This is a genomic window from Pseudomonas sp. Leaf129, from assembly GCF_001423465.1.
Taxonomy (GTDB): Bacteria; Pseudomonadota; Gammaproteobacteria; order Pseudomonadales; family Pseudomonadaceae; genus Aquipseudomonas; species Aquipseudomonas coleopterorum.
Genome location: NZ_LMOC01000008.1, coordinates 209,868 through 221,637 on the forward strand (window position 1 = coordinate 209,868; position 11,770 = coordinate 221,637).

Below are 11,770 nucleotides of genomic sequence, written 5' to 3' on the forward strand. Positions count from 1 at the left end.
GCGTTGATTCGTGTGCTGCCCTGACGCGGTACACCTGACACATCACATCAGGGCCGGACGCGGCTTGCGCCGCTGCTACAGCACCACCGTGCGGTTGGCGTTGAGGAACACGCGGCGCTCGATGTGGTAGCCGATGGCTCGGGCCAGGGTCAGGCATTCGATATCGCGCCCCTTGGCGATGAGGTCTTCGGGGTAGTGACTGTGATCGACCACTTCTACACCTTGGGTGATGATCGGCCCTTCGTCCAGGTCATTGTTGATGTAGTGCGCGGTCGCCCCGACCAGCTTGACGCCTTTGTTGTAAGCCTGGTGGTACGGTTTGGCGCCCTTGAAACCCGGCAGCAACGAGTGGTGGATGTTGATCGCCCAGCCGTCCAGGCGGCGGCACAGCTCCGGTGACAACACCTGCATGTAGCGGGCGAGGATCACCAGTTCGGCGCCGGCCTGTTCGATGACCTGCAGCACCTTGCGCTCCTGCGATGGTTTGTCCTTGGGGTCCAGGGGGAAATGGTAGTAGGGAATGTCGTGCCAGCGCGCCAGCGGCTCGAGGTCCGGATGGTTGGAGATCACCGCGACCACGTCCATGGGCAACTGGCCGATGCGCTGACGATAGAGCAGGTCGTTGAGGCAGTGGTCGGCCTTGGACACCATGATCACCACCTTGGGCCGATACTGCGGCGCAGTCAGCTCGAAGATCATGCCGAAGCTGGCACCGCGTTCGGCCAGCCCGGCGCGAAAGGCGGCCTCGTCGAAACCGTCGGGCTGACGAAACTCCACCCGGATGAAAAAGCGCGACGACAGCCGGTCGTCGAACGAATGGTGCTCGGTGACATAGCAGCCCTGCTCGAACAGGTAGCGCGTGACCGCGTCCACCGTGCCCAATACGCTTGGGCAATCGGCGGTGAGGATCCAGGTATCAGGGGCACGGCTCATGGGTAGTCCTTTGGTGTCGAGGTCGAAACAACTGTAGGAGCGGTCATCGACCGCGAACGGCGCACCGTGGTATGTCTGATGCACCGCGGCGCCGGGTTCGCGGTCGATAACCGCTCCTACAGGGCTGTGAAATTCCGGCGCTGTCAGGCCTGGATGCTCAGCCCATACTCGGCCGAAGCATCCTGCAACCACAGCCACCAGTAGTCGGCGAAGCTGCGGCGGATCAGCAGTTCCCAGGTTTCCTCGCCCGTACGGCGGATGACCAGTTGGGACTTGGCGAACACTGTCCCCACCGCCTTGCCCACCGGGAAGTTGCTGGGGTGCACGTCGTAGCTGGTGGACTTCATCAGCACGTCGCGCACGTTCGGCCCGCTGAGTTCGATCAGCGACTGGCCACCACTGACGTTGACCACCGCCACATGCAGCCCGGCCAATGCCTCGCGCAACCGCTGCTCGGCGGCCAACTCCTCGCCACTGGGGACGATCAGCAGCCACTCGTCCGGGCCTAGCCACTGCAGCGATGTCTCGCCGTTGCTGACCAGGCTCAAGGCGCCCGGCAGTTCCAGGCCGGTGGCCTTGTGCACGGCGCCGGCGAAGGTCGCATCATGACCGTCGCCGCGCAGGGTCAGGTGACCCAGCAGCTTTTTCTCGCGCAGGGTCACACCGGCACCCTGGCGGCCCTTGCCGACCAGGCTGGCGAGGTCGGCGTGGTGAAGCGGGTCTTCGGCCTTGGCGCCCGAGGTGGGGCGTTGCTGGTATACGTTGACTGTGGTCATTTTGCTGCACCTGTCAGTGAATGCTGTTGAAGCCTGCAAGAAGGTGGTGAGCTCCCGTAGGAGCGGTCATCGGCCGCGAAGGGCCTGCTGCAGTTGCCTTGGCACACTGCGGCGGGCTTTTCGCGGCCACTGGCCGCTCCTACAGGCGCCCTGTGCTAGATGTTCTGCCGCTCGCCCTTCGGATCGAAGAACACCGAGGAAACGATTTCGGCTTCGATCACGCTGCCATCGGCCTGGGGCGAGAACACCCGCTCACCCATGCGCTTGAGGCCACCCTTGACCACACCCATGGCGAACGAGTAACCCAGCGAGTTGCTGGCGTAGCTCGACGTCACGTGGCCGACCATGCTCATGGGGATCGCCTGCTTGGGGTCGAACACCAACTGAGCGCCTTCGGGCAACCATTTGTTCGGATCGATCGGCTTGAGGCCCACCAACTGCTTGCGCTCCTCGCGCACGGTGTCTTCGCGATTCATTCCGCGCCAGCCGATCCACGAGAACGGCTTGGTTCGGCCAACGCACCAGCCCATGTTCAGGTCGTCCGGAGTCATCGAGCCGTCGGTGTCCTGGCCGACGATGATGAAGCCCTTCTCGGCGCGCAGCACGTGCATGGTTTCGGTGCCGTACGGGGTCAGGTTGTACGGTTTGCCCGCCTCGATGATCTTCTCCAGTACGCCCATGGCGTAGTCGGCCTGGATGTTGACCTCGTACGACAGCTCGCCAGTGAAGGAGATGCGGAACACCCGCGCCGGCACGCCTGCTACCTGCCCTTCCTTCCAGGTCATGAACGGGAAAGCGTCCTTGTCCAGGTCGATATCGGTCACTTCGCCGAGCAGCTTGCGGCTGTTGGGCCCGGACAGGGTCAGGGTCGCCCAGTGGTCGGTGACCGAGGTGAAGTACACCTTCAGGTCCGGCCACTCGGTCTGCTGGTAGATTTCCAACCATTGCAGAACACGTGCGGCACCGCCGGTGGTGGTGGTCATCAGGAAGTGGTTGTCGGCCAGACAGGCGGTGACGCCGTCGTCGAAAACCATTCCGTCTTCCTTGCACATCAGGCCGTAGCGCGCCTTGCCCACGTCCAGTTTGGTCCAGGCGTTGGTGTAGATGCGGTTGAGGAATTCGCGCGCGTCCGGGCCCTGGATGTCGATCTTGCCCAGGGTCGAGGCGTCCAGCAGGCCGACGCTGTCGCGCACCGCCTTGCATTCGCGGGCAACGGCGCAATGGATGTCCTCACCGCGCTTGGGGAAGTACCAGGGGCGCTTCCATTGGCCGACGTCTTCGAATTCGGCGCCATTCTTCACATGCCAGGCATGCAGCGCGGTGAACCGCACGGGCTCGAACAGGTGGCCGCAGTGACGCCCAGCCACCGCACCGAAGGTAACCGGCGTGTAGTTGGGGCGGAACATGGTGGTGCCCATTTCCGGAATGGTGACGTTCAGTGAGCGGGCGGCAATGGCCAGGCCGTTGACGTTGCCCAGCTTACCCTGGTCGGTACCGAAGCCCAGCGCGGTGTAGCGCTTGACGTGCTCGACCGACTCGAAGCCCTCACGGGTGGCCAGCTCGATGGCGGCCGCGGTGACGTCGTTCTGCAGGTCGACGAACTGCTTGGGCGCACGTGCCGTGTCCTTGTCGTGGGGGACTTGGAACAGCGCAAGGGTGGGCTCCTCGACGCGGCTCAAGACCTTGGGCAAGGTGCCTTCGACAATGCCGAAACCGGTCTCGGACGCGGCCCTTGCCCCGCCTTCGAACCCGTCGGCCATGGCATCGGCCAGGGCATACACGCCGTTCACGCCGCCCACGCACACGCGTTTCTGCGGGGCTTCGCCAGGCACGAAGCCGAGGATGTCTTCACGCCAGATCGGTTTGCCGCCCAGGTGCGAGGCCAGGTGGACCACCGGGCTGTAGCCGCCCGAGCTGCCGATCAGGTCGCAGTCGAGCCACTCGCCGGGGCTGGCCACCTTGTGTGCCCTGACGTCGATGGCGGCGACGCGCGCTGCCGTGACGTGCTTGCTGCCACGGGCTTCGATCACTGCGCTGGACGTGAGGATACGGATGCCCTTGGCGCGGGCTTCCTCGACCAGCGCACCACGCGGGTTGTGCCGGGCATCGGCCACGGCAACCACCTTGAGGCCGGCGTCGTACCAGTCCAGGGCCACGCGGTAGGCATGGTCGTTGTTGGTCGACAGCACCAGCTTCTTGCCTGGTGCCACGCCGTAGCGGCGCACGTAGGTGGAAATGGCGCCGGCCAGCATGTTGCCCGGCACGTCATTGTTGCCGTACACCAGCGGCCGCTCGTGGGTGCCGGTGGCCAGCACCACACGCCCGGCGCGAACCCGGTGCATGCGCTGGCGCACCTGGCCCATCGGTGCACGGTCGCCGAGGTGGTCGGTGAGGCGCTGATGGATGGTCAGGAAATTGTGGTCGTGATAGCCGTTGACCGTGGCACGGGGCAGCAAGGTGACGTCCGGCAGACCCTGCAGTTCAGCGATGACCGCTTTCACCCATTCACCGGCCGGCTGGCCGTCCAGGCTCTCGCGGGTATCGAGCAGCGAGCCGCCGAACTCTTCCTGCTCGTCGGCCAGGATCACCCGCGCACCGCTGCGCGCCGCGGCCAGGGCGGCAGACAGCCCGGCCGGGCCGGCGCCGACCACCAGCACGTCGCAGGTGCGGCTCATGTAGTCGTAGGAATCCGGATCGACTTCGGTCGGCGAGCGACCCAGGCCGGCGGCCTTGCGGATGTACTTCTCGTAGGTCATCCAGAAGGACTGCGGGTACATGAACGTCTTGTAGTAGAAGCCAGGCGGCATCAGCTTGCCGCCGACCTTGCCCAGGATACCCATCATGTCGGTGTTGACGTTCGGCCAGCCGTTGGTGCTGGTGGCCACCAGGCCCTGGTACAGCGCCTGTTGAGTGGCGCGCACGTTGGGAATCTGGGTGGCCTCGGTGGCGCCGATCTGCAGCACCGCGTTGGGCTCCTCGGCGCCTGCGGCAACGATGCCGCGCGGACGCGAATACTTGAAGCTGCGACCGATCACGTCGACGCCATTGGCCAGCAGGGCCGAGGCCAGGGTGTCGCCTTCATAGCCGACGTAGGTCGTACCGTTGAAGGTGAAGGTCAGCTTCTTGCTGCGGTCCAGACGTCCGCCGTTGGACAGGCGATTGACCTGGCTCATGGCTGATCTCCCGAGGCGATTTGAGGGGTTTCGTCGATAGTCTTCTCGACGAACTGGGGCTGGCTGCCGATGCGATAGGTTTCCAGGATTTCATAGGTGACCGTGTTGCGGGTCGCATTGAAATACTGGCGGCAACCGGCGGCATGGATCCACAGCTCGTGCTGCAGACCGCGCGGGTTGTTGCGAAAGAACATGTACTCGCCCCACTGCGCGTCGGTGCACGCGCCTGGATCGAGCGGGCGGGCGATGTGCGCCTGGCCCGAGCAGTGGAATTCTTCTTCGCTGCGAAGCTCGCCACAGTGTGGACAGAAGATGTTCAGCATGATCGTTTCTCCTGTTAGTGGGCGACGGCGGCAGCGCCGTGTTCGTCGATCAGCGCGCCGTTGTGGAAGCGCTCGATGGAAAACGGCTTGGCCAGCGGGTGCATTTCACCGGTGGCCAGGCTGGCAGCGAACACATGGCCCGAGCCCGGTGTGGCCTTGAAGCCACCCGTGCCCCAGCCGCAGTTGAAGAACATGTTCGGCACCGGGGTCTTGGAGATGATCGGGCAGGCGTCCGGCGTGGTGTCGACGATGCCGCCCCACTGGCGGTTCATGCGCACGCGCGAGAGCACCGGGAACATCTCGACGATGGCTTGCAGGGTGTGCTCGATGATCGGGTACGAACCGCGCTGGCCGTAGCCGACCCAACCGTCGATACCGGCACCGATGACCAGGTCGCCCTTGTCCGACTGGCTGATGTAGCCATGCACGGCGTTGGACATGATCACGCTGTCGATGATGGGCTTGATCGGCTCCGACACCAGCGCCTGCAAGGGATGAGACTCGACCGGCAGACGGAAGCCAGCCAGCTTGGCCATGTGCCCGGAGTTGCCGGCGGTGACCACACCGACGCGCTTGGCACCGATGAAACCCTTGTTGGTTTCGACACCGATGCACACGCCGTTTTCCTTGCGGAAACCGATCACTTCGGTCTGCTGGATCAGGTCCACGCCCAGGGCGTCGGCGGCGCGGGCATAGCCCCAGGCCACGGCGTCGTGACGGGCCACGCCGCCACGCCGCTGGACGGTAGCGCCGATGATCGGGTAACGGGTGTTCTTGCTGCAGTCCAGGTAGGGAATCTCTTCGGCCACCTGCTTGCCGTTCAACAGTTCGCCGTCCACGCCGTTGAGGCGGTTGGCGCTGACGCGGCGCTCGGAGTCGCGCATGTCCTGCAGGGTGTGGCACAGGTTGTACACGCCGCGCTGGGAAAACATCACGTTGTAGTTGATGTCCTGGGACAGGCCTTCCCAGAGTTTCATGGCGTGCTCGTACAAGTGCGCCGACTCGTCCCACAGGTAGTTGGAACGCACGATGGTGGTGTTGCGCGCGGTATTGCCACCGCCCAACCAGCCCTTCTCGACCACGGCCACGTTGGTGATGCCGTGGACCTTGGCCAGATAGTAGGCAGTGGCCAGACCGTGCCCACCGCCGCCGACGATGACCACGTCGTAGACCTTCTTGGGGGTCGGCGTGCGCCACATGCGCTGCCAGTTTTCGTGGTGGCTGAGCGAGTGCTTGAAGAGGCCGAAGCCAGAATAACGTTGCATGGTGTTCACTCCACTCTCAGCGGTAGACCGGGAAGTCGCTGCACAGGGCCGTCACGTGGCGGGCCACGTTGGCCTCGACGTCGGCATCGCCCAGGTTGTCGAGGATGTCGCAGATCCAGCCGGCCAGCTCCGTGCACTGGGCCACCTTGAAACCACGACTGGTGACTGCCGGGGTGCCGATCCGCAGGCCCGAGGTCACGAAGGGCGATTGCGGATCGTTGGGTACCGCGTTCTTGTTCACGGTGATGTGGGCACGACCCAGGGCAGCATCGGCGTCCTTGCCGGTCAGGCCCTGACGAATCAGGCTGACCAGGAACAGGTGGTTGTCGGTGCCGCCGGAGACCACGTCGTAGCCGCGCTCGACGAACACTCCGGCCATGGCCTGGGCGTTGTCGATGACCTGCTGCTGGTAGGTCTTGAATTCAGGCTCCAGCGCTTCCTTGAAGCACACCGCCTTGGCGGCGATCACGTGCATCAGCGGGCCACCCTGACCGCCGGGGAACACGGCGGCGTTGAATTTCTTTTCCAGGGCTTCGTTGGCACGGGCCAGGATCAGGCCGCCACGTGGGCCACGCAGGGTCTTGTGGGTGGTGGTGGTGACCACGTCGGCGAACGGAATCGGGTTGGGGTACAGGCCGGCGGCAACCAACCCAGCCACGTGGGCCATGTCGACGAACAGGTAGGCGCCGACCTTGTCGGCGATCTCGCGGAACCGGGCGAAATTCAGGGTCTTGGAGTAGGCCGAAAAGCCGGCGATGATCATCTTCGGCTGGTGCTCGACGGCCAGGCGCTCGACCTCGTCGTAGTCGATCAGACCGGTGTCGGTGTCGATGCCGTACTGGACGGCGTTGTAGAGCTTGCCGGAAAAGCTGACCTTGGCGCCGTGGGTCAGGTGACCGCCGTGGGCCAGGCTCATGCCCAATACGGTGTCGCCAGCCTGCAGCAGCGCCAGGTAGACGGCGGCGTTGGCCTGGGAACCGGAGTGAGGCTGGACGTTGGCATAGTCGGCGCCGAACAGCTGCTTGGCGCGATCGATGGCCAGCTGCTCGACCTTGTCCACATGCTCGCAGCCACCGTAGTAGCGCTTGCCTGGATAGCCTTCGGCGTACTTGTTGGTGAGGCCGCTGCCCTGGGCCTCCATCACGCGCTTGCTGGTGTAGTTTTCCGAGGCGATCAGTTCGATATGGTCTTCCTGACGCTGATCCTCGGCGTTCATGGCCGCCAGCAGGACGTCGTCATAGCCCTTGATCTGATCTTCTTTGCTGAACATCGCAGTCTCCCCAGCGGCGGCGCGGCGCCTGGCTTGTTGGACGAAGGCGACCGTCGGCGGCTGCCCCCTTTGAGAGCGATGGTAGGGCCGGCGCGATCCGACCAAATGCCTGCGCGCGCCTTGCAGAGGTTCGTTTACGACATGGCGCGATCAGGCCAGCGTCAGAGCGCGCGCAACAGCAGGCGAAGGCCCAGCAGGGCAAGGAAATGCAGGGGGTAGATGGCGTAGGCCCAGCGGCGCATGGGGACAACGGCATGGCGCACATCGGTACGCAGCACAAGCAGACCCAGCCCCGGTGCCAGCAGGCAGGCGACGATGCCGCCGATGGCCGGCCAGTAGAGGTGGCGTGCCGATTCGAACAGGTTGCTCCAGGCGTTGGCGGCCAGGCACAGCACGCCCAATGGCAGTGCCCAGTACTGCGGGCGCTGCCAGGCGAGCACGAAGCCCAGCGGCAGCAGCACGCCGGCCAGGCCGAACATCAAGTGGTGGTCGAAGACAATGGCAGCGACGAGTACCGCACAGCCGAGCGCGGCCATGGCCGGTTGTCGCCGTTGCTGCCAGGCCTTGGCGGCCACCAGACCCAGGGCCAGGGTCGGCAGGACGTTGAGGGTGTCGGCGGGATAGACGAACAGGCGGTAGGGGATTTCCGAAAGCGCAGCGAAGATCAGCAACCACGCCAGGTAGCGGCCACCCAGGGGGGCATCCGGGCGACGCGTCAGATTGGCGGCGATGGCCAGGCAGAACCAGGGGAACGCCAAGCGACCCGGTACATAGAGGAAGTCCAGCGACCAGCCGACATAGCGCAGATGGTCGAGCACCATGCACAGCATGGCCAGCCATTTGAGCAGATCCAGGGAGCGGTTGCGGGTCATCTGTGGATAGCCTCAAGTTTGTGGGTTGCTCATGCCGGCCTCTTCGCGGGCAGAGCCCGCTCCCACAGGTGTGATGCCTACGTGGCCGCGAAGATTWGAGCAGGTCCGGGGGCGGTTGCGGGTCATCTGTGGATAGCCTCAAGTTTGYGGGTTGCTCATGCCGGCCTCTTCGCGGGCAGAGCCCGCTCCCACAGGTGTGATGCCTACGTGGCCGCGAAGATTTGAGCAAGTCCAAGGAGCGGTTGCGGGTCGTCTGTGGATAGCCTCAAGTTTGTGGGTTGCTCATGCCGGCCTCTTCGCGGGCAGAGCCCGCTCCCACAGGTGAAGAGGCCCGCCGAGACGACACATCTCTCACAGTTGGTTTACAGTGCTTCCCATACCTAACACCAAGGACCGCCCATGAACGACCAAACCCAACAGTTCGCCAGCGACAACTATTCGGGCATCTGCTCCGAGGCCTGGGCGGCCATGGAACAGGCCAATCAGGGCCATCAGCGCGCCTATGGCGACGACCAGTGGACCGCACGCGCCGCCGATGAATTCCGCCGTCTGTTCGAAACCGACTGTGAAGTCTTCTTCGCCTTCAATGGCACCGCTGCCAACTCCCTGGCCCTGTCGTCGTTGTGCCAGAGCTACCACAGCGTCATCTGCTCGGAAACCGCTCACGTCGAGACCGACGAATGCGGTGCTCCCGAGTTCTTTTCAAACGGCTCCAAATTGCTCACCGCGCGCACGGAAATGGGCAAGCTGACCCCACAGGCCATTCGCGAAGTGGCACTCAAGCGCCAGGACATTCACTACCCCAAGCCGCGTGTGGTCACCCTGACCCAGGCCACCGAAGTGGGCAGCGTGTACCGTCCCGAAGAACTCAGGGCCATCAGCGCCACCTGCAAGGAGCTCGGCCTGAACCTGCACATGGACGGCGCGCGCTTCGCCAACGCCTGCGCGTTTCTTGGCTGCTCGCCAGCCGAACTGACGTGGAAGGCGGGCGTGGATGTACTGTGCTTCGGTGGCACCAAGAATGGCATGGCGGTGGGCGAGGCGATCCTGTTCTTCAACCATGATCTGGCCGAAGATTTCGATTATCGCTGCAAGCAGGCGGGGCAACTGGCTTCTAAGATGCGTTTTCTGTCGGCACCCTGGGTGGGTTTGCTTGAGAACGATGCCTGGCTCAAGCACGCGGGGCACGCCAACCACTGTGCGCAGCTGCTCAAGGCGCTGGTCGAGGGTATACCGGGGGTGGAGTTGATGTTTCCGGTGGAGGCCAACGGCGTGTTCCTGCAGATGCCGGAACCGGCCTTGGAAGCTTTGCGCGCCAAGGGCTGGCGCTTCTACACCTTTATCGGCAGCGGCGGCGCCCGTTTCATGTGCTCATGGGACACCGAAGAAGCCCGCGTGCGCGAGCTGGCAGCGGATATCCATACGGTCATGCGCGCCTGAGCTGCGCTGACGCAAAACCGGTAGGAGAAAACCTCAGGCAGAAAACCGATGGAAGAGCATCTGTGCAGTAAACCTGGGGGAAGAGCATCTGTGGGAGCGGGCTCTGCCCGCGAAGAATCCACCGCGGTGTACCTGAAATACCGCAGCAACCTTGTGGGAGCGGGTCTCTGCCCGCGAAGAAGCCACCGCGGTGTACCTGAAGTACTGCAGTGGCCCTTTCGCCGGCAGAGTGGCTCGCCGCCCGCCCCGCTCCCACAAAGGGGGGGGGTGAGGTGTATCAGACCTCCAGGTAATCCAGGATCCCTTCGGCGGCGTTGCGGCCTTCGAAGATAGCGGTGACCACCAGGTCCGAGCCGCGCACCATGTCGCCGCCGGCGAAGATCTTCGGGTTGCTGGTCTGGTGCTTGAACTGACCCTGTTCCGGTGCCACCACGCGGCCTTGGCTGTCGGTCTGGATGCTATGGTCCTGGAACCAGGCCGCAGGGCTTGGGCGGAAGCCGAAAGCGATCACCACGGCATCGGCCGGGATGATCTCCTCGGAACCCGGAATCGGCTCGGGGCTGCGACGGCCACGGGCATCGGGTTCGCCGAGACGGGTCTCGACCACCTTCACGCCTTCGACCTTGTCTTCACCCACGATGGCGATCGGCTGACGGTTGTAGAGGAATTTCACGCCTTCTTCCTTGGCGTTCTTCACCTCTTTACGCGAGCCCGGCATGTTCGCCTCGTCGCGACGATAGGCGCAGGTCACCGCCTTGGCGCCCTGGCGAATCGACGTGCGATTGCAGTCCATCGCCGTGTCGCCACCGCCCAGTACCACGACCTTCTTGCCCTTCATGTCGACGAAATCTTCCGGCGACTTTTCGAAGCCCAGGTTGCGGTTGACGTTGGCGATCAGGAAATCCAGAGCATCGTGCACGCCAGGCAGGTCTTCACCGGGGAAGCCGCCCTTCATGTAGGTGTAAGTGCCCATGCCCATGAACACGGCATCGTACTCTTCCAGCAACTGCTCGACGCTGATGTCCTTGCCCACCTCGGTGTTCAGGCGAAACTCGATGCCCATGCCGGTGAAGACTTCGCGGCGATTGCTCAACACGCTCTTTTCCAGCTTGAACTCGGGAATGCCGAAGGTCAGCAGACCGCCGATTTCCGGGTTCTTGTCGAACACCACCGGGGTCACGCCACCGCGCACCAGCACATCGGCGCAACCCAGCCCAGCCGGGCCGGCGCCGATGATGGCGACGCGCTTGCCGGTCGGCTTGACCTTGGACATGTCCGGACGCCAGCCCATGGCGAACGCGGTGTCGGTGATGTACTTCTCCACCGAACCGATGGTCACTGCGCCAAAACCGTCGTTGAGGGTGCAGGCACCCTCGCACAGACGATCCTGCGGGCACACCCGGCCGCACACTTCGGGCAGGGTGTTGGTCTGGTGCGACAGCTCGGCGGCCGCGAGGATGTTGCCCTCGGCGACCAGCTTCAACCAGTTGGGAATGAAGTTGTGCACCGGGCACTTCCATTCGCAGTACGGGTTGCCACAGCCCAGGCAGCGGTGGGCCTGATCGGCCGACTGCGCGGGTTTGAAGGGCTCGTAGATTTCCACGAACTCTTTCTTGCGTTGACGCAACAGTTTCTTCTTCGGATCTTTGCGCCCGACCTCGATGAACTGGAAGTCATTACTCAGACGTTCAGCCATTGTTAAAACCTCATCAAACTCT

General features: G+C 64.0%; 9 protein-coding genes. 1 reads left to right on the plus strand and 8 read right to left on the minus strand.

From position 1 onward, the window contains the following. Nucleotides 1-75 precede the first annotated feature (75 nt). From purU to ASF66_RS15040, 7 genes are all read right to left on the minus strand, one after another. Nucleotides 76-933 (minus strand): formyltetrahydrofolate deformylase, encoded by an 858-nt coding sequence (gene purU, locus ASF66_RS15010; RefSeq protein ID WP_043191308.1) that lies wholly within the window; start codon nt 931-933, stop codon nt 76-78. Between the two features lie 143 nt (nt 934-1,076). Next, entirely contained in the window at nt 1,077-1,709 is a 633-nt protein-coding gene (locus tag ASF66_RS15015) for a sarcosine oxidase subunit gamma (protein ID WP_056844421.1), read from the minus strand. 155 nt (nt 1,710-1,864) lie between these two features. Next, nucleotides 1,865-4,882 carry a sarcosine oxidase subunit alpha gene (locus tag ASF66_RS15020; RefSeq protein WP_056844422.1) on the minus strand — a complete coding sequence of 1,006 codons (3,018 nt, stop codon included), beginning with the start codon at nt 4,880-4,882 and terminating at the stop codon, nt 1,865-1,867. After that, nucleotides 4,879-5,205, minus strand: coding sequence for a sarcosine oxidase subunit delta (locus tag ASF66_RS15025; protein ID WP_043191317.1), 327 nt, complete (start codon nt 5,203-5,205; stop codon nt 4,879-4,881). Before ASF66_RS15025 ends, ASF66_RS15020 begins: the two co-directional genes overlap by 4 nt. A 14-nt stretch (nt 5,206-5,219) precedes the next feature. Beyond that, nucleotides 5,220-6,470 (minus strand): sarcosine oxidase subunit beta family protein, encoded by a 1,251-nt coding sequence (locus tag ASF66_RS15030; RefSeq protein WP_049861776.1) that lies wholly within the window; start codon nt 6,468-6,470, stop codon nt 5,220-5,222. A 16-nt stretch (nt 6,471-6,486) separates the two neighbouring features. Continuing rightward, nucleotides 6,487-7,740 (minus strand): serine hydroxymethyltransferase, encoded by a 1,254-nt coding sequence (gene glyA / locus ASF66_RS15035; RefSeq protein ID WP_049861775.1) that lies wholly within the window; start codon nt 7,738-7,740, stop codon nt 6,487-6,489. Between the two features lie 161 nt (nt 7,741-7,901). Continuing rightward, nucleotides 7,902-8,612: a TraX family protein gene (locus tag ASF66_RS15040; RefSeq protein ID WP_156463201.1), complete on the minus strand. Its 711-nt coding sequence runs from the start codon at nt 8,610-8,612 to the stop codon at nt 7,902-7,904. Nucleotides 8,613-9,011: 399 nt separating this feature from the next. Here ASF66_RS15040 and ASF66_RS15045 point away from each other — a divergent pair, with 399 nt between their 5' ends. After that, complete coding sequence (locus ASF66_RS15045; protein WP_049861774.1) at nt 9,012-10,052, plus strand: threonine aldolase family protein; 1,041 nt, start codon at nt 9,012-9,014, stop codon at nt 10,050-10,052. A gap of 277 nt (nt 10,053-10,329) precedes the next feature. Here the strand turns inward: ASF66_RS15045 and ASF66_RS15050 are convergent, their stop codons facing one another. Continuing rightward, nucleotides 10,330-11,748, minus strand: coding sequence for an FAD-dependent oxidoreductase (locus ASF66_RS15050; protein WP_049861773.1), 1,419 nt, complete (start codon nt 11,746-11,748; stop codon nt 10,330-10,332). Nucleotides 11,749-11,770: the final 22 nt, after the last annotated feature.